This is a genomic window from Bradyrhizobium sp. cir1 (assembly GCF_014198245.1).
Taxonomy (GTDB): Bacteria; Pseudomonadota; Alphaproteobacteria; order Rhizobiales; family Xanthobacteraceae; genus Bradyrhizobium.
The window spans coordinates 83,981-107,971 of sequence record NZ_JACIHE010000017.1 but is presented as its reverse complement, the minus strand read 5'-3'; the positions used below and the strand labels follow the sequence as shown (position 1 = coordinate 107,971).

The following is a 23,991-nucleotide window of genomic DNA, read 5'->3' as shown; positions in this document are numbered from 1 at the left end:
CTGGGTTCCAGGCAGAGGGGCATCGACCCACACCGGCCGTTTTCGCTTTGTGAATCGCATCGGGTTCGTCAGCTTTCGGAAAGCTAGTCCCTGTACGGTGACGCCGAAGTTAGCGGCGCGTGGTAGGGACAGCGCTTGCCCTGTGTATGCGTGGGGCTTTTGGGCGCCGAGTCACGTTTCTGCTAACTTCAACCAGTGCGGGCGTGGCAGCGACAGCGTCTGATCCGCCAGCCTGACCAGCGCCGAGTCGCGCCCGCGCTGCTCCCGGTGTGAGACTGGGATCACATCAAAACCATCGGACGACGTCTTCCAGGTCAAACTGATAGCCAGCTTGCGCCCGCTCCGCGGACAGGGGCTGCAGGCCATTTTCGGCTCGGCGCAAAGTTTGACCGCTAGGCTTGGAACGAACACAGTGCATAGCGTTATCACATTCGGTTCCGGTTTTGAGATCTTCAACCAGAGCCGGACCTCAGCGAAAAGCGCAGTGACGAGGACAAGGTACGGATTGTTGCGGAGCTCGTGGCGAGCGTCGACCCGGTCGTGCGCCGCTGGGACGGCACGCATTGTCGTTGACAGCAGCTGTTTGGCTGAGGTCAGAGAAGCGGGCCTGCGACGATTCCGAAGGAAACCGAAAATACAGCTTGTGCCGCCTGTGTTGGATGCGTGATGCCCGCCCTTAGCCCTAAGCGCAAGGGCTAAAGGCGTCGAAACTCCCAACGAGGAGATTAGCCAGCTATCAGGTAAGTCTAACGGGCCAACGGCCCTGCTTGTGTGCAAGCGCAGCCCATTCAGGCTTTGACGCGCCAGGGCACAAGCTCATCAACCTGAGTGACCGGCCAGCCTCTCTCTGAACATTCTCCCCTCGCCGCACTACTTCCAGACAGTTTCCCTTGAGCGTGCCCCTCCAACGTCCGAAGGGCCGCGGTGAGCTCCGCTACCACGTCGGGCGCGCGTTCAGGGCGCCACATCCATGTTCCCTGCCGTGGGTGCGCTGTCAGAGGCGCTGCGGCTGTCCGGCATTGATCGCGAAAGATCCACTCGCGGGCCTCGGGTCTGTGTAGCAACCTCCGAAACACTCACGTCATCCTTTGTGTGACGACAGTCGATATATCATGTCGATTCGGGTCCCTGTAGCGATCGGCGAGACTTTTTAACAACTCACCCATCTGATCTGACCGAACAGTAAATTCCCCATAATTTGGATCAAAGAGGGTCGTCATTCCATTCGATGTCGACGTGGGATTGTGTGGGCGCCACCTGCGGCGAAACGCAAGCTGATCAAATAGATCGACCCATCGTCGGTGACCTCATTCACGATTTGGTCAATGCGCGAAGATGTACCAAACCTATATCGCGTCTGTCCGGCGAACGGCTCTAGGTCGGCTTCGCGTAACATCGTACTTTTTGCCTGAAGGTTGTGAGAACCTTCCGCCCTATCACTTCGCAACAGACTCTTGAGGTCTTCATACCGCTGCTGCAGCATTGCCGCTGAGTTGTGATTTTGACTCCCGGGGCGCAGCGCCCTCATCCGGGATGATGGGCTGCTCGGGAGATTGAGGAGCCACTCCGCTGCCAATCCAACGCAGATCCCGTTGACATTGGCCTCGGACAATTCAGCAGTCCTGCATTCGAACAGAGGACGGATAGGCCTCGCTGGCGAGGATGGATTTGAGCTGGAGGACTGAGAGGATGTGCTGCGGTCCGAGGTGCTTGGACTATAAATGATTGCATCTGAGGTCTGCGGCTTGCTGCAGCAGAGCCCCATTTTGTCGGCCAATTCCCCAGATGGCGGGCTCTCCCGTTGAGTGAGATCTCTCAATATTTGAGCAAATTCGTAACTGTCCGCCGACCGACTCGGTTCGTCAGCTTGATCAGGGCGTGTGGATCGGTCACTAACTCGATTATGCATGCCGGTTCGCCTGCTTCTTCAGCGTACTTTCCTCAGAGCGAGCGCAGGCTGCTTACGCTCTGCTTGCGAATGATCTTGCGGCAAGCTGACGACGAGCTGACGACCAGATAAGTTGGCGAAGCTACCGCCCCCGCGCCTAGATGGTGTCTCGACCGTCTCTGCTTACGAGCCCCGCTCCCGAGGCGGGGTAGCGGCCAACGAGCTCATGACTGTCGCACAGCGACGGCAAGCCGACCCTGCGCAATTCCGGATGGAGTCAGGGTGATAGGGCGCCAGCGCCTTCGTCAAACTGAATTCGACTGTCGCGTTGACCTCGCTCTCACCATCATCGCGTTATTTCGCTCGTCGGCACACACTTCTCGCGCCAAAGAGTGCGCAATTCGCGTCCTCGGATCGCTCAGTGATTGCCTTGTGACCGGTCGTCGACCCGGCGAGATGCTGTTGTTACTGGCGAACCGCGTTCAGCCCGGCTCCGCGATCTTTGCCGGGATCGGTGCACTGTTTGCTGCTCCCACATGAGAGCAGCTAATTCAGGCTCAGCCCCCCGCATACGGCAACAGGCGATCGATCCCGACATATACCCACTTTTGACGCCTCAGTTCGGCCACGCCGAATCGGTGTTTCTGCAGCCGCTCGGCGTCGCCTCCGCTTGGATGTCAATAACTCAACTCATCATGGTGTCGCGCTCATCCGCGCGAACAACATTGCCGCGTCTGAGGGCCCTAGTCCAACGATGCCTACAAAGCTCGGCGGCGGCATCGGGATGTCACGATGAGTGGGTCTCCACAAGTGAAGGCAATATCGGCTGTTATTCACATACTGCGAATGTGGCGGATGCAGTTGCATGACGCACTCCTCTTCATCCCAGAACAGGTCTTTGGCAAAGCACATCTCTTCCCAGTTCGGACAGCGCCGCGGCGTCGAGACAGCGACATGCTCCCAGCCAGGACGGACAAATCCAGTTATCTTTAGTTCACACCCGCAAGGCCCCTGTACAAAGAACACGCCGCAAGGACCTGATCCCGGAACCGTTGCGAACCGGCCGTGTTGCACACGGCCGGCCTCCAGCTTCTCTATTAGCCGCGCTCGCACGCCCGCTCCTTTGCCTTTCGGAGGGCCTTGAAATCGATGCAGATGACGTTGTCTCGCAACTCGTCAACCGGTTCGATCCTCGGCCCAGCGCTCCTATACCGCTCTTCAGAGCACCATCTGAGCAAGCCGCAGATATCCATCATCACTCGTTCTCCTGCTATAGTCTTCGATCGCGTTGTGGGCGGAACGCTCTCAGGGCCCACAGATTGCGTGAGTACAGCGGTAGCACGATCTGGGCGATGGCGAATCAGTCCGCCGATCGCAACTTCCCGCTCATGATGCAACTCTGTCATCGAACCCCTCTCATGCGACGCATCTCACTCACCGATGCCAGCCAGTATTGGTCGCACATCGCCGAATAGAGCGCCCATCAGCAACACTGATGCCCGCCATCGCTCGCCCGCGCTTCAATCAAGCGTTAGTGGCCATTCATGTTTCATGGCTACCTGCTTGAGCACAAGACACTGGCGGCTCCTCCTCTTCAACGAATTGGTCGTCATCATGGCATGCTCCCGTAGTGACCTTCGACATCCACACTCCATAATGACTTGCAAAGCCAGTGATGGCACCAGTTGATGCTGCCCAGCGAACAACTGCTTGGTGAGATCGTACTTGATCATTCACAGCTTTCTCGTCGAGTTCGAATGGTGCTCAATGCCCATGTCCGGCGTCCGCGGCTCTGGTGCATGAACCGTCTCGAGCTGATAGCATCCAGCGGGTCGCCTGCCATCTCGGTGCCTCCTCGTAAGCTAACGGTCAGAAACAATGATTAGTCGATCTCAATCTGGGCGACCGTCGATCGATCTTCCCGCGTCACTTCGATGCAAGTCCCAACTCATTGTTCATGGTATGGCGCTCGCGAAGCGCTGAGCCTTTTGCTGCCCATGCGGGTGTCGTCTTTCAGACATGGACGTTGCGAATCCGACCTCTGACAGCGACTCTGTGTCGACAACGCGCGGCAGACACGCTTTTGTTGGCATCAAAGGGGTACCGACACTTCTGCGTCGTGGCATGTAGATTGCTGCGGTAATGGAAAGCGACCTTAACTGTACCGACGATACACGAGCATATCATCGACCGGAGAGTCGCCGCGCAACAGATAACAATTCTGATACTCTCCTTATGAAAGAGGACTGCGAACTTATGGGTGGTACGAGGCATGCAAAGCCCGGCATTTTTCGGTGGACCAGCGCGACGTCTGGTGAAATGACGCATTGGCGCGCACCAAAGCACCCACCGATCAAGCATTACCGCGCCGATTGTCGCTCCCGGCGGGCGCAAAAGAGGTGGAACCTTTGGCCGCTGGCCGCACTCCTCGTAAATGCGCTGCTTTGGGCGGGACTCTACTGGATCATCGCAACGTTCTTCTGAATTATTTTGCGGACGGCAGAGGCGCGGGGGCTTTCCTACGCCTCTCGCATACCGCGGCCGCACCGTCTGCGGACCATCAAACCGGACGTGAAGACCTCTTCACAGACTTGGTTCCAGCGCACACTTCGCCCGACTACCTGGAAATCTGCCCCTCGGACGAACGCAAAGGAAATGTTGAGGCATGACGCAGATGCCTCGAATTGGCGAAACTGATATGCGATTGCAGCCGCGACGAAGCTCCAAACACTTGACCTGTAACAGCTGAACGTTCCGGCGCAGATGGCATACGGGCTTCCGCGTTAACTGCGACGCATTGACTGCAAATTGAGATGTAGGTTGCGCATTTTTTTATATGAGAATTAGCTTTCGAGAAGCTGACTAAACAAGTAGGCCTGAAGGAGCGTTGGGCAGGCGGACTGCTCCGCCTTCACATATATTTTGCGATCTGGAGCGCGGCACAGGACCGTCAGGATGCGCCGCCCTACGATGCCCCTCAACGTTCCTCCAGGCACTGACTTGCTCGCTGAGCGACATTTGCGTGGCCATTGGGTCGGCTAGCGATCAACAGGCTGGCGCCTTTTGATGATCCGCAGGGGCGCTTTACAGCTCTTCCTCATGCCAGGTCTCGTCCTCCTCTTTGTGCATCTGCCACGCGTGGGCGCGCCGAGCCAGCTTGTCGTATTCCACGGCAATTTTGAGCAGCCTGTCTTTGGCTTTTCCGTCAGCGAGCGCTTCCGCTTTCTTTCGCGTTGCTTCCGCACGGCCTCGCCAGTGCTCGGGTTGGTAGAGTTTACTTTTCGGATTCATGCCGCGAGCATGCAATTCGCAGATCAAAGAAATGCGACACCGGCGCTCCGTATAATCACGTAACAGCGACGCTCGGAGCCACGGTTGCGAAACGGACAGTCACCATGCACAGCCGCTATTCTGAAACACCACAGTGCGCGTTGCAGCCGAGGCTCGTACGAAGAATGCACAGCCCCCGACATCCTCAGACGATCAGACGCACGAAGGGGCTTGAACCGCACGTAGCGTTAGATTGTACGATCCTCGACAAGCGGGAACTACGTCCGACAATCCATACCGTTCCGGACACGTCATGAGAATTGCGAATGTTTCAGACATCTACACTCACCTGGCGCGACTCGATCAGAACTATAAGATCCTCCAGGTGTATCTCTCGCGCTGCGTCTGAGTTGTTCCTGTCGCGGCTGGACGAAATCGCGCGTTTCGAGCTCTGCACGGCAGGCGCTCCCAGGGACCGTCGCCTCGGCGGAACGGACGATGGAGGCTCCATCCCAGATACCCCACCCTAGGTCTTCACATATCGCGGAACACAGGCGCGATTACACCAAACATAGTCTCGGCGCTCGCCATCATGGTTCGCTCTGAACGATCGAATGCATCATCAACGGTGGCTTGGGCGCACCTGCCCCTTTTGCCTGCTCCCATCAACCCGGCGTCGCGCCTGCTACGGCGTCATTAGTCGGTTCGCGGTAGGGTGAGCCAGGGTACCTAAGCACATGTCAGGCCCTAGCAATGCCTCGCGACGTCCAGGCATGCACCGAACAACTGGAAGTTCCAGAATGATCACTTGCTGGGCCAGCTCAGCCGCCAGTGCTTCCACGGTTCGTGGTGCTGCGCCACTACGGCACGTGTCGTTTCTGTCGTGCCGGACAGATGACCAGCACCGTACGGACCGCAAAAGCGGAAGCACGAGCATGCCGGCACCGTCCTTAAGCAGTTCCGGCCTGTTTACCGGTTGACAGGTCATGTTGCGCTCCGCGCAGGAAGAACAATAACGTAGCCACACGGACTTGAAGGGATATCATGACTCACACTCAACGAAGTCAGTTAACTTCGCGCCTCACAATCTACCACTGCGCCATCGCTCTTGTCGTCGCAATGACAGCTGTAATCCCCGGGCCGGTCAACGCGCGCGATCAAACGCCGACCGCAGAAGAGAAAGAGGCCTGCATGGAGGACGTATTCCGCCTTTGTAGCAGCCACATACCAGATCGCGCCGCTATCACTGCCTGCCTCAGATCCAAGCAAGCGAGCCTCAGTCAGCAATGTCGCTACGTGATCTCCGTGCGAGACACTGGCAAGAAGAGCAGCGAATCGAAGTGACGATGTGGCGGCCTGTTCGTTTGCCGTTTCAACGCTTCACCACGGCGGCGCCCGAAGGCTAAAAGGCTTTCTAGGATGCGGTGATCCGGTCGGAACACCGCGGTAAAGAGGCCGCTGCGGACGCGGCCACCGGGCGCCAGACAGTGTCATCGGTCCTACGACAAGAAACTGCAGTGTTCTAGCTGGTCGAGGATCTCCCCTCGACGGCACCACCGAAATGGAGAGCTTGACCCTCACGTAGCGTCAGGTTGTAGCCTCGCCAAGTGTGCCCACACACAACCGACTGCCGCCTCAAGCGTCAATGAGGCCATGCCGCGTGGGGCGGGCCGCTGCATCAAGGCAATCGGTGCCGGGTCTCTTCAACAATGTCTCGCTGAACGGAAGAGCTCGAGGTTTGGACAGGAACGTGTAAAGTTCGATGGAAGTGCTTAGATCGATCATCGGCAAAGTTGCCACAGGCGCCGCTCTGACGCGTGACGAAACTGCGTCAGCCTTCGACAGCATGATGTCGGGTTACGCAACTCCCTCGCAAATCGGTGCCTTGTTGATGGGGATGCGGGTCCGGGGCGAGACGGTCGAAGAAGTCACCGGCGCCGCCTCGGCGATGCGGAATAGGTTGCCGCGGGTCGAGGTGGCATGCGAGCCCGTCGGTCTCGCTGGCACGAGCGAGACCCTTATGTATTCGGTCAACGTGTCGACGTGCGCTTCCTTCATCGTTGCCGGGGCCGGCATTCCTGTGGCCAAGCATGTCAACCGCGCTGCGTCTTTTGGTTCAAGCACCGCAGACGTGTTGGCGCGCCTCGGTGTGAAGGTCGATCTCAAGCCTGAGGCCATCGCACGTTGTGTGCAGGAAGCCGACATCGGCTTCATGTTTGCGTCAGCGCACTATCCGGCGATGCAGCGCATTGGGCAGATCCGGAACGCAGTTGGAACCCATACGATCTTTAATCTGATCGAGGCTCTGTGCAATCCGGCCGGGGTCAAGCGGCAGATCGTTGGGGCATTGTCTCCCGAATGGGTGCAGCCTCTGGCGTGCGTCTTGAAGAACCTTGGTGCCGAGTCGGTTTGGGTTGTTCATGGCTCGGACGGGCTCGACGAACTAACCCTCACCGGCCCATCATTTGTTGCTGCGCTTGAGGCAGGTATGGTCCGCACCTTCGAAGTGACGCCGGAACAAGCCGGGCTCCGCCGCTGCCGCAACGACGCGCTGGAGCGCAGCGATGCGGAGGCTAATGCCGTTGCGCTGCAAAATGCGCTTGATGGCGCATCAGGTCCATTTCGCGACGCCGCGCTTTTGAACGCGGCGGCGGCGTTGATCGTGGCCGGGCGGGCCTCGACACTGCAGGAAGGCGTAGCACTTGGACAAGAATCACTTGATCGCGGCGCCGCAGCCGCTCGACTGAAACGCCTCATCGCAGTTTCGAACGCCTGACAGCCGAGTTGGCCGATGTTCCAGTATTGCGACCAAGTCTGCAGCTCACGAGCGCGAAAATATTGCAGCCAGGAATGCACGTCACTGCGGAATTTCAAGGAGCGTGCACCGCCTGAGCTCGGCCTGACGCCAATTCGCATTGAGCACGGGACGCGAGAGCCAACTTTCTTATCGACGATAGCCTGTTGCAGCCCGGGTTGCCGAGGTGAGTACCCGCGACGAAGCGCTGCGCGAAGGAGATAATCGATGATGTCCTGGCAGAGGATTGAGACACTCGGATCTATTGCAGTGATAGAACACATCATTCGCAAGTTTCGGGAATTGATTGATACAGATAGCTCAATCCCGCCGGAGCTGCGGGGTACGCTGCACGCGACGCTCGATCAGCATCTTCTCGAGGCAAAAAAACGTGTTCTCCTAAAAGTACATTAGGTCCGCCGATGCCGTCTACATGCGGGGAAACTTTGGCAGGCGCGGGCCGATACCGCAATCGGCATCATCCCGTCCGCACGAGGCCCGGCGAGGTTCCAGCCCAGCTGGTCGGATCGCGACCATCGCTCCATGTGCACTGGCGCGTCGCCGGGCTGCTCAGCACGGTTCGCTGTTTGATGGGGGGCCTGTTGAAACAGTGGCGGCGGCAATTCTCAGTTCCGCCGCCGCGATCGCCATCCAGCGTAACGCGCCGAGATATTGCACGTCCGTCCGGTCATGACTGTAGCTGATCCAGCGGACATCGCAGGCATACTCGGTCTCAATCTGAGCCTACTCGTCACGCAATTTCGACACAGGCCCAATAGGGATCAAAGTCTTCTCTGGGTGCGGAGACACTAGAAGTGGGGTTCAACTGCAGAGGCTGATCATGAGCCACCAGTTCTCTCCTGCGATTCGGGATATGCCGTCCATCCAACCGGCAGAGTTCCGCCATGCCATGCAAAGCCTGGCGAGCGGTGTCGCCATCGTGACGACCGGGAAGGCAGCCGGACGACGAGGACTGACGGTGAGTTCTGTGACGTCCGTCTGCAAGGAGCCGCCGTGCCTGGTCGTTGGCATCAATGCCCACTCCGAGGCGCATGATGACATCCTTGCCAACGGCAGCTTTGGAGTCAGTGTTCTCCGCAGTGACCAGGAGCACCTTGCCCTGCGTTTTGGCGGTGGGGAGGGGGCGAAAGGCGTTCACCGCTTCGATACCGCGCCCTGGGATCAGGGCGCCCTCGATGTACCGCTATTACCGAACGCATTTTGCGCGCTCGAATGCGTTTTGTATGACCACAAGGTGCTTGGCACACACACCGTCTTTATCGGACGAATTATCGCGACCCGACAAAGCGATGGAAATCCATTGATCAACTTCCGGGGCGCGCTTCGTACTTTACTGCTTGAGTGATTGCGCTTTTTGCGCAGATCCGGTCGGATCGAACAATTGCCCGGGCTGCGACTGGTTTCACAGATTAGAGCTCGTATTGAAAGGTCTTATCAGCTCCGGCGATTTCGGCGCTTCGCCTGTCCTGCTATGCTTGCGCCGGTCTGCGACCTTCCGCGTCGAGAGGCGTGCGGGTTACCTGGTCAGGACAATGCGTTTGTGCCGATATCGCAGTAAAGTCCTGACCATAACCAACCACAGCTCACCAGACCGTCCACTCCAGTACGGCCTCGGCTGCATAATCTCGTCGAAAACTACCAGCTTTGGTAGATCAGTTGTGATCGACAGGCGAGTAGTTTCGTTGCCGCAGCAGGATCGAGTCCAGAGGCACGCCCCGGGTCACAACGGTTGGCGCTTCTCTAGATCTTGGGGCTCGATTCCGATGTGAGTACATGGTGATGTCATGATCTTGCAGAAGCGATGAGAAGTCGAATTCAAAGGCGTCAGACAACTATGTCCAGCAACGCGTTCGAAATCGCACCGATTCTCGAGGGCATTCGCCGCTGGGTCCTGATCGAATCTCCGACGGAGCGACCAGATCAGATCAACAAACTGGCTGATGTTGTCGCAGCAGGTTATCGCGACCTGCCGGCCAGCGTCGAGCGCGTTGCGGGGCGTGACGGCTGCGGCGATCATTTGGTCACCCGCTCTTCTTGGGGGCAGGGCGTACCGGGCATTCTGGTGTTGAGCCATCTCGATACAGTTCATCCGATGGGATCCATCGAACGGCTACCATTCAAGATCGAGGGCGACCGTGCGTTCGGCCCCGGCATCTACGACATGAAAGGCGGTGCCTACCTCGCCTATCACGCATTCCGGCAAATCTGCGCCGATGATGCACGCCCGCCGCTCGGCATCACGCACCTCTACGTCTCGGACGAAGAGATCGGCAGCCGAACCTCGCGCGAGCTGATCGAGGCCGAGGGCCGCAAGGCCAAATACGTACTGGTGACCGAGCCGGCGCGCGACGGGGGCAAGGTCGTCACGGGGCGCAAGGGCGTTGCGCGCTTTGACGTATTCATCAAGGGCGCTCCCGCGCATGCAGGTACGCGGCCCGAGGACGGCCGCAGCGCGATCCGGGAACTCGCCCATGTGATCCAGACGCTGGAGGCGATGAACGATCTCACGCGCGGTATCACCGTCAATGTCGGGGTCGTCCGCGGCGGCACCAGGCCCAACGTCGTCGCGGAACTGGCCTATGCGCAAGTCGACATGCGCGTCCCGACCATGGCCCATGCCGACGAGCTGGTGCCGCAGATTCTCGGCATCACCTCGCGCACTGAGGGCGTCAGCGTGAAGGTATCAGGCGAATTGAACCGTCCGCCATATGAGAAGACCAGCGCCGGTGTCGCACTTTACGCGCACGCCAAAACGCTCGCCGCCGAACTTGGCTTCGAGCTGCTCGACGCGTTCAGCGGCGGCGGCTCCGACAGCAATTTCACCGCGCCGTATACCGCGACCCTTGATGGCCTTGGCGTTGACGGCAAGGGCGCGCATACGCGTTATGAGCAACTCTACATCTCGTCGATTGAACCTCGCGCGCGGCTGCTGTACCGCCTCTATCAGACGCTGCAATAATCTCGGCGCCAGACGAAGTCAGTGACCGCGACGTGCGTTTGATTGACGGCCGCCGGCACATTCGCAGGACCGTTCTTCGCCCTCCCAAAGGACTACAGGCTGCGCCCCCGTCAGGACGACCTCATCGAAAACTATCGGCCGCATGCCGGATTTCGCATTGCAAATCAGCGTCGGATAGAAGTGACCGAGCTATCCGATGACGGCAGCGAGGTCAGGGGGGCAATCGGCTGCAAAGGTAGTGAGCACTTGGTCGCAAAAGGGCGGTTTCCGGGAATAGGCTTATCGGCAGCGGCCCTGATCAAAGGGAGACGAACTTTCTTGACGCAAATCGCCGCGCCGAATGCGTGCGACACGAGACCGGACGGCGGCCCGATTTGAGAGCTTGGCCACGTACACAGGCTGCATAAAAGGGCTTGAATCGGACGTAACGTTAAGTTGTACGATTTTGAGGTGGGCAGCTATCTCGGTCTGCCGCCGGGATTGTGAAGGATTGCGAATGTCTCAACTGGTCAGATCCTCGTCCCCATGGTCAGTCAGGATCCTCATCCCCCGTGGCGGGTCGGTCGGAAGGGTTCTGCAGCGAGTCCCAATTGCGGCGCTATGGCTCGAGCGTAGCTTTGAAAGGCTCGCCATTCCGGAAGCGAGACTACGTGGCTGTTCTGGCCCGGGGCACCAGAGAGCCGACGAGGTCAGAATTGAGCGACGTAGACCCCATCCGAAACCCCTAAGTGGGGGACGCTGCTTCCCGAATCTCAATCAATCCCCTCCTCTGGCTCGACACCGCGCCAAAATCAGTTCGCCGAACCGGCTTTCCGCTCTGTTACTGCTTTGCCATGGTGGCAAGGCATTCTCATCGCGCAAAGGTGCGACAGACGGCGGCCCCGCGCAGGTTCTCAAAGACTCCGAGCTGCAATTGTCGCTCCGCGTGACCAGCGCGACATTGGAAGATACTGCTTGGCATTATGGAGCAGCAAGTTGAAAGAGCCCGACGGCCTCAAGAAGGTCCTGTTGATCGACCATATTGAAGGCCAATGCCGTTGCATCATCGGCTTCAAAGATGGAGATGCCAGAGAGGCCTATATGTGCGGCGAGCCTGTATATCAAAGACGCGGCAAGAAACTGTCTTCGTGGTGTTTTTATCACTACGGACAGATGCACACGACCGCTGCCCAGCAGAACAGAGAGAGTGATCAATCGGCCGAGATGCCTCAAGCAATATCCATTGTTCGCAACCCATGAGAACCATCATCCTTCCAAGGCCGTGTGATCATAGCCTGTACAAGGGCCAACCGAATCACGTGATCGGGGCCTCGCCAAGCAATTCAGGGTTGCGGCGGAAACGTAATATGCGGGCGTGAGGCGCATGAATAGGTCGTTGGATCTCTGCAGCCTGATCGACCGAAACGCTACGTATGCTCGCGACAAGACTGCGATCCATTTCGAAGAGCAGCCTCTCAGCTACGTCAGCCTCAACCGACAGACTGAGCGTATCGCTCGCGCCTTCAATCAGCTCGGCGTGCAGCAGGGAGAGCGGATAGCGATCCTCAGCTTCAGCAGGCCGAATTTTCTGAGGCTGCAATGGTCGATGAGCAAGCACCGACCTATCCTCTCTCGGAGCAGGACCGGGCGAAATCAAGCTTCGCTCAGTGCCTCACCACGGCGCAGCAAGTTCAGCATTGTTGCATCACGATCCCTTTCTGATCGCGTCCAAATGTCCGGAGGTCGCGGATGCCGCGGATCCTGATCATGAATGCCGGTACGGCTCAAATGTCGGGCGCCGATCTGACACCAGCTCAACTTTCGCTGGCCGCCAACTCGGCATACCGTTCAGCGTGGTTTGCTCATGAGGGTGACCTGATAGTCTCCCCGGTAGTCATCCCGGCGGATCTGCTATCCTTCATTGGCGCGACGCTCGATTTCGACGCATCGAGTCTCTGTCTGCTTGTACCTCAAGGCGGCAGCCAATCGCCGGTCCTTGATGATTGCACACTCCTGTCCAAGACTGTTGTTGAGCGAATCGCCAGACATATTCGTCAGAACTCAACCTGGCGATTGTATCCCTGCTACTCTACTGAAGGCGTCGCACGCCTGGCGGCCATGCTGGGCATACCGCAGACCGGCGACGACTTCGCTCTGCAGCGAGGGCCTGATCTGTTGAATCGCAAGAGCCACTTCCGTCAATTGGCGACAAGCGTCGCACTTCCGCTGCCCAATGGATCTGTCACGACGGACTCAAACGAACTATTCAGAGCGGTCGCTTCGCTCAGAACCCAGACCGGCAGCGTCATTGTAAAGCTGGACAATGGAGCCGGTGGGGTCGGAAATGTCATTCTGACCGGCAATGAAAGCGATCCACTACCTGGGGCAAGAGATACCCGGCGGATTCCATGGCCGTCGTTTGATCCTGACGCGCTTTGGTCTGAGATGACAACGGCATCCTGTAAGACGCTGGTCGTGGAGTCGTACCACCTGGCGAAGTCTTTGTTCTATCTCGAGTATGAAATTGAGGATGATGGTTCAATCGTTTTCAGGAACAGTGGAAACATACGACTGCGTAAAAGCGCGGATCGATCTGAAAGAGCTCTGATCTGGACAGGACTTGAGCTTCCAAGCGACCTCGGGAACGAGCAATGGTTGACTGCCCAGGCGCATGCATACCGATTTGTGGCGCTTGCGCGAAACCTGGGATATCGCGGAATGATCAACATTGACGCCATTTTCGCTACTGACGGACGGTTGCTGTTTAATGAAGCGAACGGCCGTTGGGGTGGCGGCTCGGTGTTACATAGCATTGCCGTCCGGCTGCTGGGCTTCGACTATTCCGGTTGCAACGTTATTTTATCCGTAAGAAATGTTCGATCAGGATCCCTCCAAATAGCGCATGATCGTTTGGTCAGGGAAGGATTTCTGTTCGACCGCACACGCAAGGAGGGCGTGATCCCGCTTGCCGCCGACCAAGAGGCTGGCACGGTGGAGTGCCTTGTGATTGCGCGCGATAGGGCCGCGGCCCGCGATCTACAGCACCACCTACTGCGAATGGTTTGATAGAGATCACAGCGACCATATCTTCAACCGCTCAATTCATCGGAACTTGTCCCTGCTTTCGATCGCGCGCGGTACCTGACGACGCGACGTGAATGTTTGCCTCGTCTAGCTCAAGCTCTGTCCGCTCCAATCGCGACCGCCCTTAAGTCGCTCCTGAAGGGCTGGCCGATCGGCGATGAGGTGCTCGAGGTGCAGCGGCTCATTGTCTGGCCGCTCGCCCCGCGCCAATCGTCCAATCAGCGCTCGCGTCGCCTCTACCACGTAGACCCCGCAATCATGGCCGTTCTGCTGCCGGGCCAGCGGGCCGCTTGCAGGCGGAAGCCCAGACGTGCTGCGAGCTGTTCTGCAACGGTACTGTTGGAAGACCAGGCGGAGTCAAAGTGATAGGCAACCGGCGCGGTGGCACGCGCCGAACAACCAACAGAAGCGACAAGTGGGCGCCGCCGCCAGTAACGCCAGCATCGTTCCCGGGCACGAACAGGCGGCATCGTTGCAATCCTGATCATTGACGATCTGCTGGAAGGTTTGTACGCGGTCGCTCCGGCTCGGATCAAGCGCAGCAGCTGGGCACGCGCAGGTTGAACGAATCGGGTCTTGGCGGCGAGATCCGGCTCTCCGTTGCAACTCTTCTTCCACATGCTCATCGCCCTGGCTGCCTTTGCGGGGGGACAGTGACACAAGATGGCCAAGCTCCCCCCTCTCCTGAGAGCTCCCCCTTACCAAGTTCACTCGAAAGCGAATTTCGGCCACCCCGCCTCATACGCCAGCGGTAGAACTTTCGATGATCCGGCGGTTCGCGCCGCTGCGTTTTGAACAGAAGTAGACCAGCGATCGGCGCTCGCCGGACAGCACAGGCTTCACCTCGTGCCGGAGCTTACATGTGGTGATAAGCACGGCGCCAAATGGCGGTCGGAATACCTGGTGTTCGTACCCGTTTGGATATACCACGAACTCACCCCCCTCGAAGTCCCTCGCCAGCTGCACAATCACCGCGTACTCGAAATCAGGGTCGCTCGCAGCATCCAGATGAATGCCAACAAAGGAACCAGGCGGCATCCGATGCATTTGGCATCGGCGAATCATGTAATCCGACGTGGCTCCCAAAATTTTTCTTAGCGCGAAGCTGCGGTCTTTCCTTTCAAGTAGTTCCATGATCTGCCCTGGAGCTGCACCGCTCGCGTCGCTAGGAGCGCGGCCGGGCGGGTCGACCCTCACGCGCTTGACGAAAACATTGTGCGAGTCGCCGGCATCTCCCACCCTCACTTCTTCTTCGGAAATCTCAGCCTGCAGCTGATCGATCTTAGCCAAGTCCTCTTGGGTGAACAATATCTGGGGGCCGATCACGACCGTCCCCTTTACCAACAGCTCTATGCGGTATTTTGTCAAAGCTTCTTCTGAAAGCAGACGGGATTTATGATTCATTACGCGCGCCATTCGAGTTCACTCCGGGGTCTGTCTTCAACGCAGGGCTGAAGGTCCTGCTGCATCGAGCGGAATGCTTGGTCCCAATGCTCGCCATCGAACTCTCTTACTGTTATGCGTTCGATGGTCCTTTTATCGAGGCATCGAATATTTACGCTGAATCCGGCGGGGTTCGACCGCGGCCTATAGAATGGCTTTATGCCGCAAACCCGGCAAAACGTGTGCCGAGCGATGTTCTTGTTGAACTGATACGCCGTGAGGAATTCTTCGCCGCACTCAATGCCAAGCTTATTGCCAGCTACGAGCAAGTGCAGAAATCCAGACATTTGGCAGATTGAGCAATTGCATCGAACCGCAGAGAGCTCTCGCGGTGCTTTGACGTAGAACTTGACAGAACCACAATGACAACGGCCATGGTGTTCGATCTCTGAGTGATCATCTCCCTTAAGTGAGACAATTCGGAGCAGATCGCGGCACCACTGTAGGCTGAGCCGATAGGCTCGATCGAATTCATCTAAAAAGCGGTTATTACGGTCAGCCGGGATAAGTTCGCCAATCAGCCGGCCTGTCATTTCTCCGTGATACTTCTCCGCGGGATCTTCTCCGCCGACATGGCTGCGGAAGTACTCAAGATCGTCAGGCCGCGCCTTAAAGGTTTTGACCAGAGTGGTCCATAGCGACTGGATCATGTCCGCAGCATGTAGCTCAAAAGCGACCATGTAGGCGCAACGCACTAAGGGATCTTTCGATGACAATCCGGCATAGAGCGAATGCAGGTATTGCTTCGTCGTGGCGCTGTAGTTGGGCCGTATTGCTCTGCCGAGTAGTTGAGACGCATCCTTTCTAAACAAGTTGGAGTGGAAGTTCTCAGTCACCAGAATATCGGGTAGCGCCGCCTTGCCGCCCTGGAGAATTTGGCCATAACCGCCCGTCTCATCCCAACAGATGAAATTTCCGACCACGCTGGTCAGTTCAATGTCCCTCGCAAGATCTCGATTGTGATTCATTGCATCGAATATGAGATCCCGTTGCGACCCCGCCTGCAGGTATGGAAAGGCCTGTGACATCGCCAGATATTCAGGCAGCAGGCTAGCGACCTGGTCCTCGGACATCTCCACAGCGAACGGGTGCGGGCCGAACAGGGCTCGCGCGTGCTCAGTCAAATACTCGCAGCATATTTGCGGAGGCTGGTCGGGTGTAAATCGAGACGCTTGAGATGTCATTTGACCCTGGAGATGAGGAGAGAATGGTCCTTGAGGGAGCAGCTTCGTATCCCGGCCAACTATTGGCTACCGCGAGTTCGTTGGTTTCGATGGGCTTGTGTTCGCGTTCGCCATCCAGGCGAATTCTTGGTGGCCACCTTCGAAGGTAGCAGACAGCGGCATGCTCAGTGCCGCTCACCCGCATCGAAGGGAAAGCGTAGATCAACTGAGCGGCGGCGATCCAGACGGATTCCGGTGCACGAAAAGTCCGATGCCGCGAATTCCACAGCATTCGCTTGCAGCGTATGGTGAGATATTGCGCCGCGCAGGCACTCGCGGTTGCTGCTCCTGCCAGTTGATCGAACCGCTATGAGCTTCGTACAGCATTGCAAGGACTATCCGCATCTACCTGGCTCTTGGGGCCTTCGGCCGCAAGCTGCGCGTAATGCGGGCTGCTGGCCGGCGCGAGCTTCTCAAAGAGACCGCCCCTATGTTTCACGTTCGCGAGTGCCACCACGCTGTCTTCTTGCACGCTTACAGCAATCACCGTGCCAACTCGTGCACTCACTCCACAGATTCTGAATACATCGACAAAATCGCGACCGATTCCTCATTGCAAGTGTATTGAACCTGACAGCGCTTGCACGGCCGTCGGACACCAGACGGAAGAGCCAGCCGCCACTCACAATGGGTTTAGGGATGTTGAATCGCGGAGATTGGTCCAGAGTGCCACACAGGTGGGCTTCACGCCCTGAACAGCGCGACAAGCCTTTCGGGGTTCGGGCGCTAGCATGGTGATCCCGGCCGCTGACGTAATCCGTCTTCGCTCGTGACAACTACGCGCGAAGCAGTCGCCTCAACGCCGTCGAACACGGCCATATAGTGGGATCGGGACGCATGCGCGGCCCTTTGTCGATGCGCCTGACAATCGCGGTCAACTCGGGGCATCGATCGAGCCATCACGTGGCCTACGGAACATGCGGTCCCAGGTGATCGCGAGCAATCGAAGAAACGCCCTGGACCAGAATGGTCGCGTTCTGAGATGCCTAGCTACATCTTGCGCGCTCACTGGACGCGGGTGCCTCATGGTGCTGGTACATCTTGGGCCGTTTCGCTCGGATCAAGCGTCACGGACAAGTGCAGCAAGATCGGCTTCGAGCTTCGGCTGATGCTTGAAAATAGCGTCAATCAACGCCTGCGCCGGTTGCTCGCCGGCGTCGACCAGCGCTGCCTTCTCAGCCCGCGCGGAGGGAGCGAACACTCGCTTGACGACGGTCGGCGATCCCTTGAGGCCACATTTGGAGACCTCTTCGATTCCGGCATCGTTTGCGCTCCATTTAACGATTTGGGCACGTGCGGCACGCAAGGCATCCGGCATCGCGCCGCGCCGAATCTGATTCGTTGCCTCCAGCATTGTGATCAGACACGGCAGCCTCGTGTGCAGCACCTGAACACCACCTTCGGAGCGTCGTTCCGCTTCAATTGTATGGGCGGCGAGATCTAAGGATCTGACTTTCGCAACGTAGGTTAGCTGCAATACGCCCAGTCGCTTTGCGATGCCGGGCCCAACCTGCGCCGTATCGCCGTCGATGGTCTGCTTTCCCGTGAAGATGAGGTTTGTCGGGCCATATTCCTTACCGATTTTTCGGATGGCTGTTGCAAGTGCGTACGTTGTGGCCAGGGTGTCGGAGCCCGCAAAGCAGCGATCGGTGAGTAGGACGGCGCGATCAGCGCCGTAAGTCAGCGCCTTTCGCAAAGAATCTTCCGCCGATGGCGGTCCCATTGTAAGCACCGTAATTTCGCCGCCGAACCGATCGCGCAGCTCAAGCGCGGCCTCGAGGGCGAAGAGGTCATATGGGTTAATGATGGTCGGCACTCCCTGACGCATGATTGTATTGGTCACGGGGTGCACGCGGATCTGCGCCGAGTCCGGAACCTGTTTGATGCAGACGACATTGTGCACGGTGTTGCTCCAAAAGCTGCGACAGTGCGGAGAGCACAGCAAGTGTTGTACCATCGCCCGCCCTTTTGGGATCGGCTTGCCATCACAGAGGCTTAGACCGGGTAATGCGTCCCTCTAGCCCGCTTCCCGACGAACGAATGCTAACATAGTCAGGACTGCGACAGCGCTTTTCCGCAAGGCGCGCCAGCTGAGCGAGGCCAGGATGGCTTGCGGCAGACCACCGCCGCCAATCACCAGCGGCCGGCGGACCGGTTGACTTAGTCCGAGCTTGTCGACGGATAGGCCTGACGCTTGTTAGATGTTCAGCAACCGACTGTTCGCGATTGCATGGCCCGCAGGTGACGCTAAGTATGTCATTGCGAGCAAGTCCTCTGTCATCGAGCCAGGTGAGCCCGCCTTTCGACAGCAGTCCCGCAAGCGCGCACGGTGACGCTCGGGGCCAAGTCGCCCCCGTGGGCGGACCCATTTCCTTCAGATTGCGATGAGATTACCTATCGGAGATCGTCTTCGTATAGCTATTTGGCAGTAGCAGTTCCGACCGATGTCGTCGTTCAGAACCGCTTTATCTCGATTCCATATTTCCTCAGCGCGTAGCCAATCTGGCGCGGCGTTAGTCCGAGCAGGCGTGCTGCTTTCGCCTGCACCCAGCCAGATCTTTCCATGGCCGCAATGACCCGTTCGCGGTCGGCCATCTTCGCGCCACTAACGAGAACCGTGCCGGGAGGCCCCAGTGAGGCCAGTTCGCCGCCGACAGACTGGACCGGCTGGGTCGGCTGAGCTAGCGAAATGGTGGACTTTGCGGGCACCGATGGCATGGGTGCGGCCTGGTCTGGTCTCTCGTCCTGCGTGCTTTTCCACAGCATCGCAGATAGGCACTGGCCGTGGCAGCATGCAAAGTCACTTCTCACGATCGATGATCCGGCGCACAGCGTCGCTGTACGCTCGATGCAGTTCTCGAGTTCGCGGACATTTCCCGGAAAGCCGCAGTTCATCAGTACATCGATCGCACTCGCCTCCAGGGTCAGCGTACGGCCGTTCTCGCTATTGAACTTTCTGAGGAACTCCCTCGCAAGCAGCGGAATATCACTGCGTCTTTCGCGCAGCGGTGGCAACAATAATGGAACGACACTGATGCGATAGTAAAGGTCCGCGCGAAACTCGCTCGTTGCGACGGCCTCTTCAAGGTTCCTGTTGGTCGCAGCTATTACTCGAACATCGACCTTAACAGTCTGGTTGCTGCCGACCCGCTCGAACTCCTGCTCTTGCAGAACGCGCAGCAACTTCGCCTGGAACGGAGCTGAGATCTCGCCGATCTCATCAAGAAACAGCGTTCCTTTGTCGGCAAGTTCGAAGCGCCCCTTGCGCGAGCTGAACGCACCGGTAAAGGCGCCTTTTTCATGTCCAAATAATTCGGATTCCAGGACGGTCTCAGGAAGCGCCGCGCAATTCAGCTTAACGAACGGGCGCCTGGCGCGGGACGATGATTCGTGAATGGCCTTGGCTACTAGTTCCTTTCCGGTACCGGATTCGCCACGCAGCAGAACCGTGCTGTTAGATCTGGCTACAACCGCAATCTTCTCGAGCAGCCCGCGCAGGGCTGGACTGTCGCCAATGATCCCATGGGCGGGTAGCTTCTTGCGCTCCCGAGCGGGTTGCCTGAGCTCTAGTACTTGCTTTTGTAGCCGGTCTTTCTCCGCCATCAGTCGTTCGCGATCGCAGGCGAACAAGCGATGTAACTTCACTGTTTGTCCCACCAGGTTAGCGATCATGGCGAGCAGTCGCGCATCGTACTCGAGCCCGAGACTCGAGCTATCGTCGCGGATGCGGTCAACCGTCAGCGTACCCACGACCTTCGGATCAATGCGAATCGGAACCCCGATGAACGACACTGGCATATCATCCGAGGCGCCGAGCACTTCCCGGTCGGCAGCGCTGAATAACGGCTCGGCGGCCACGTTCTCGACGACAAGAGGCCTGTCCGTCGCGATGATCTGGTCGATTGCCGTCCGCGGCAATCGCATCCGATAACCTTCGTCGCTGCCTTCGCTCCAGCCGGCGCCCACTGTAATGTCCGGCATGCCGTCGTCATCGAGCAGTGAGACGATGCCGTGTCGCATCTGCACAAACGACTGCAGAAGACCAACAACGTTGGCCAACGTGACTTCGAGCCGCGAGGGAGCGGCGAGTATTTTCGATATTTCGAAGATGCCGGTTAGCGTGCTCTCACGCAACGGCTCCCCCGAGAGCTTACCCTCCGGCTCAGGTTGCGAGGCAGGCCTTTCACGTGAGGAAGGTATATCCAGCATGAGGCGGGCTCCGTTCTCTTGATCATCCTCCCTGGTACTTTGTCCCGGTTGGCGAGCTTCGTTTTGCATGTCACTCTCGATCTAACGCCAAGTGTTGACGAGATGACATAGAACCGTGACACCTTTTCATGGCACGACGGTAAACTTACGGTGTGCTTTCATTTCATTTTTGCGGATTGCGTGCGCGTCGTCAGCGGAGAACATAAGCACCGCTGCTGCAGCTCAAGTCAGCTGCGTCGCCAAGGCCGGCCGATTCACAGATGTTGCCCACCATTGATCGGCACCTCGGCCCCCGTGACATAGCTCGCCGCATCTGAGCACAGGAAAAAGATGACCTTGGCCACTTCATCCGGGGTTCCCACTCTGCGCAGCGGGATACTTGGCACGAGACGCGCTTCTGTATCGGGCGATAACATGTCCGTCCTGATTTCGCCGGGCGCGATCGCATTCACGCGAATGCCATGCGGCGCATAATCGTGGGCCATTTCGCGTGTGAGGCTCGCAAGCGCAGCTTTCGACGTCGCATAGGCACTGCCGGCAAACGGGTGCACCCGCGAGCCCGCAATCGAAGTCACATTCACGATCGATCCTGACGCGGCTCTTAGCTCGTCAAACAGGCCCTGCGCCAACAGGATCGGGGCCACCAGATTGAGATGGAACACCTTCATCCAAGTCTCGATTGACGTCGTCAACGACGTCATTCGATCGCCAGCGGGTGTTTTCGGCGAAACACCGGCATTGTTCACTAGCGCGTGCAAAGGTGCACCGGCCAAGCGTTTCTTGACCTCAGTGATCGCGCGCGGCAGCATTCGATGATTGCTGAGGTCGATCTGGACATGATCTTCGTTCCCTGCCTCCCAGGGGCATCGCTCGCCGTCGAACGGTTGACGCGCGCAAGAAATGATGCGCCAGCCCGCCTCCGAGAACAGCTTGGCAGTGGCATGACCAATTCCGCGCGATGCTCCGGTGAGCAACATCGCCTTCTGTTCTCCGCCATGAACACGGGCTTTATCGACCTGAAAGGGGCAAGCCAAATGTGTCTCGGGCAGCGGGCCTCTGATTAGATCGTCATTTGGCAGATCCAGACCCACGCCCGCCTCCTCTCCAGTTGCGCGCCGCACGCGTAGCAGGATTTGGGCCACTGCGATGCATGTAAATCCGCTTCCGTTTTGCGTCCTAATGTCGCGCACGCGGAATGCTTGGCGGGTTCAAGGCACGCTGCGTGTGCTTTGTGACAGCGATGGTGCATCAGCTACGTAATGTCGCGAGCACACTCGCCTTCGTAAAGATAAGGCAACGAGCCGCGCTCTCTTTCCTGATCGCACAACTGGAAGAGCCAAGAAATGGCCAGCGCTCTCGTCGGGCAACGATCGACCAGGATAGCGGCCGCCGCCAGTAGCCGCTTCAACTCGAAAGCTGACGTTACCCACTTCGTACGTTAGATTTGTCCGCAACTGCGGCCGACTTCATCGCGCCCTGCTCTGCTGTGTCCAGCACTGGCACATCGCGGGGCGGATTGATCCCGGACCACGACCTGGCGTACTGAATGTTTCTTCAAAATAGTGAATCTCGAGAGCGCCGGTTCACACCAGCGAGTACCGACCGTAAGACGGAACTCGCCGGCTGAACGGAGACGCTTTCGAAATGTCCAGCCGCGACCGACCACCGATTAGCTCCGACTTGCGGCCTCCCCGAGCCGAAGACGAAGACGTGTTACACCTGTTTAGCGGGGCGGCAGCACGTTAAGGTCATTGTTGTCAACGTCGATCTTCAGCGGAAGACATTCGGACCCCGCGTCGCGCTGTTCTTCGGTGGAAGTCCGCGACAGAGCTTCACATTGGACAGACAATTGCCGCCCCGAAAAGATCTGCCAATACTGCTGGATGCAAAAAGCGGCAATCAGATCGATCAGGCGGGCTACGACTTTCATGAAGCCACGAGCTCTTGCGAGGATTCTTCAATCAGGATCAATCGGCTCGGATCGTCCAAATCGAATTCTATAACGCGTGGGGCAAAGAGACGCGCATAGCGCGTGAACGCGCTCGTCGGGGGAAAGCGGATCACGGTATCGCAGCGCGCAAGGAGATACATATCGATGAGGGCGGAAAAGCCGCCCTCGGCTCCGAGCGCGGCGTTGTGCAATGGGCCGGCCTGAGGTGCCTGGAACTGTTTTGGAATCGTGAACACATCAGGAAATATAGTCGAAACCTTCTCAAGGACGATCGCGCTGTCCGTGCACAGGAAAGCCTTCACGGGTTTTGCGTGGGGTAACCCCCTAGCCTTATCAATGGCATTACAGACCTGTCGCAAGGCGCGCTCCGGGTCAGCCCAGTAGGGAGCATGCCCCATAATGTCCTCGCCGTTGCCATGCCGGACATGGATGCCGATTACGCTGTACGGCTCAAAGTGCTCGCGGTAGATAGCATCAATCCGAGCCTGAATTTCAGGTCGTGGCTTGATGCTCCGGAAGATTTCTCGTTCGGCCTCCTGATCGCAGCGCCACATCAGGCACGCATCACACACAACTGTGTTAGCGTCACTATCTTTGTGACTTTGGAACAGTTGATCGAGTTCGTCGCGCTCCCGGAAAATCTGCTCGTCCGGGCGATAGACGCAATCGATGGATGGCTTGTTCCACCAAGTCGGGAAGAATGGTCCCGGAAATGAACACTGATTGATCTTGTCGTCGCAAATCACCCGCACGCCAGCAATGTCTTGAACCGGTTCGAAGAAGATTGGAAAGGCGTTGGTGGATGGCTCATCGAGATAGCAAGATCCCCTCCAATCGATGGCTAGCGTCCGTCCTGTCTGCTTTGCAAAACGCCAAGCTGCCGCCAGTGACCACAGGCAGTCGCCGAACCCCGTGCGTCGCCGGGAAACTACGAACCTATCATTCTTCGAACCGCTCTGCATTGCCTCTTCCCGGGCTCCTGGTTGGACAACAGACGTCATTGCAGACGTCTCACGTATCATCTTGTCCGACGTCACGGTCTGAAATCGCGGTGCCGGCGAGCTGCGTCGGTAGAACTTCATAGCAGCGCTATCCGTGATGGGCCGCGTTCTCGCAACCCTTTCCGTCTTTTCTTGATCGGTGTTGCGTCGACGTGCCCGATTTCAGTCG

General features: G+C 58.0%; 17 protein-coding genes. 7 read left to right on the top strand and 10 right to left on the bottom strand.

What is annotated here, in order from left to right; all coding sequences use genetic code 11:
• Nucleotides 1-1,076: 1,076 nt before the first annotated feature.
• From GGD63_RS40640 to GGD63_RS28350, 3 genes are all read right to left on the bottom strand, one after another.
• Nucleotides 1,077-1,220, bottom strand: a complete 144-nt coding sequence (locus tag GGD63_RS40640) for a YopT-type cysteine protease domain-containing protein (RefSeq protein ID WP_283811993.1) — start codon at nucleotides 1,218-1,220, stop codon at nucleotides 1,077-1,079.
• Nucleotides 1,217-1,765 (bottom strand): YopT-type cysteine protease domain-containing protein, encoded by a 549-nt coding sequence (locus tag GGD63_RS28355; RefSeq protein ID WP_283811995.1) that lies wholly within the window; start codon nucleotides 1,763-1,765, stop codon nucleotides 1,217-1,219. Before GGD63_RS28355 ends, GGD63_RS40640 begins: the two co-directional genes overlap by 4 nt.
• 3,207 nt (nucleotides 1,766-4,972) lie before the next feature.
• The gene (locus GGD63_RS28350; protein WP_183246756.1) at nucleotides 4,973-5,179 is read right to left on the bottom strand and encodes a hypothetical protein; all 207 of its coding nucleotides are present in this window, start codon (nucleotides 5,177-5,179) and stop codon (nucleotides 4,973-4,975) included.
• Nucleotides 5,180-6,920: 1,741 nt separating this feature from the next.
• Between GGD63_RS28350 and trpD the strand changes: the two genes are divergently transcribed.
• The 7 genes from trpD to GGD63_RS28315 all read left to right on the top strand — a co-directional run bounded on the left by trpD (nucleotide 6,921) and on the right by GGD63_RS28315 (nucleotide 13,977).
• Nucleotides 6,921-7,934, top strand: coding sequence for an anthranilate phosphoribosyltransferase (gene trpD, locus GGD63_RS28345; protein WP_183246754.1), 1,014 nt, complete (start codon nucleotides 6,921-6,923; stop codon nucleotides 7,932-7,934).
• Nucleotides 7,935-8,180: 246 nt separating this feature from the next.
• Nucleotides 8,181-8,366, top strand: coding sequence for a hypothetical protein (locus GGD63_RS28340; protein ID WP_100233433.1), 186 nt, complete (start codon nucleotides 8,181-8,183; stop codon nucleotides 8,364-8,366).
• Between the two features lie 427 nt (nucleotides 8,367-8,793).
• On the top strand, nucleotides 8,794-9,318 hold the full coding sequence (locus GGD63_RS28335) for a flavin reductase family protein (protein WP_246785677.1): 525 nt from the start codon (nucleotides 8,794-8,796) through the stop codon (nucleotides 9,316-9,318).
• A 489-nt stretch (nucleotides 9,319-9,807) separates the two neighbouring features.
• On the top strand, nucleotides 9,808-10,932 hold the full coding sequence (locus tag GGD63_RS28330) for a M20 family metallopeptidase (protein ID WP_183246753.1): 1,125 nt from the start codon (nucleotides 9,808-9,810) through the stop codon (nucleotides 10,930-10,932).
• 975 nt (nucleotides 10,933-11,907) lie between these two features.
• Entirely contained in the window at nucleotides 11,908-12,171 is a 264-nt protein-coding gene (locus GGD63_RS28325) for a hypothetical protein (protein WP_183246751.1), read from the top strand.
• 124 nt (nucleotides 12,172-12,295) lie between these two features.
• Entirely contained in the window at nucleotides 12,296-12,676 is a 381-nt protein-coding gene (locus tag GGD63_RS28320; protein ID WP_183246749.1) for an AMP-binding protein, read from the top strand.
• Nucleotides 12,661-13,977: a peptide ligase PGM1-related protein gene (locus tag GGD63_RS28315; protein WP_183246747.1), complete on the top strand. Its 1,317-nt coding sequence runs from the start codon at nucleotides 12,661-12,663 to the stop codon at nucleotides 13,975-13,977. The genes GGD63_RS28320 and GGD63_RS28315 overlap by 16 nt, the downstream gene beginning before the upstream one ends.
• A gap of 756 nt (nucleotides 13,978-14,733) precedes the next feature.
• Here the strand turns inward: GGD63_RS28315 and GGD63_RS28310 are convergent.
• From GGD63_RS28310 to GGD63_RS28280, 7 genes are all read right to left on the bottom strand, one after another.
• Nucleotides 14,734-15,411 (bottom strand): 2OG-Fe(II) oxygenase, encoded by a 678-nt coding sequence (locus GGD63_RS28310; RefSeq protein ID WP_183246745.1) that lies wholly within the window; start codon nucleotides 15,409-15,411, stop codon nucleotides 14,734-14,736.
• Nucleotides 15,399-16,511: a GFA family protein gene (locus GGD63_RS28305; RefSeq protein WP_246785676.1), complete on the bottom strand. Its 1,113-nt coding sequence runs from the start codon at nucleotides 16,509-16,511 to the stop codon at nucleotides 15,399-15,401. The genes GGD63_RS28310 and GGD63_RS28305 overlap by 13 nt, the downstream gene beginning before the upstream one ends.
• A 1,210-nt stretch (nucleotides 16,512-17,721) precedes the next feature.
• On the bottom strand, nucleotides 17,722-18,564 hold the full coding sequence (locus tag GGD63_RS28300) for an electron transfer flavoprotein subunit beta/FixA family protein (RefSeq protein ID WP_183246742.1): 843 nt from the start codon (nucleotides 18,562-18,564) through the stop codon (nucleotides 17,722-17,724).
• Between the two features lie 551 nt (nucleotides 18,565-19,115).
• Nucleotides 19,116-20,939: a nif-specific transcriptional activator NifA gene (gene nifA / locus GGD63_RS28295; protein ID WP_183246740.1), complete on the bottom strand. Its 1,824-nt coding sequence runs from the start codon at nucleotides 20,937-20,939 to the stop codon at nucleotides 19,116-19,118.
• 185 nt (nucleotides 20,940-21,124) lie between these two features.
• A complete protein-coding gene (locus tag GGD63_RS28290) occupies nucleotides 21,125-21,961 on the bottom strand; it encodes an SDR family NAD(P)-dependent oxidoreductase (RefSeq protein ID WP_183246738.1) in 837 nt (278 codons plus the stop codon).
• 632 nt (nucleotides 21,962-22,593) lie between these two features.
• Nucleotides 22,594-22,800 (bottom strand): hypothetical protein, encoded by a 207-nt coding sequence (locus GGD63_RS28285; protein ID WP_183246736.1) that lies wholly within the window; start codon nucleotides 22,798-22,800, stop codon nucleotides 22,594-22,596.
• The gene (locus tag GGD63_RS28280) at nucleotides 22,797-23,903 is read right to left on the bottom strand and encodes a nodulation protein NodZ (RefSeq protein WP_283811992.1); all 1,107 of its coding nucleotides are present in this window, start codon (nucleotides 23,901-23,903) and stop codon (nucleotides 22,797-22,799) included. Before GGD63_RS28280 ends, GGD63_RS28285 begins: the two co-directional genes overlap by 4 nt.
• Nucleotides 23,904-23,991: the final 88 nt, after the last annotated feature.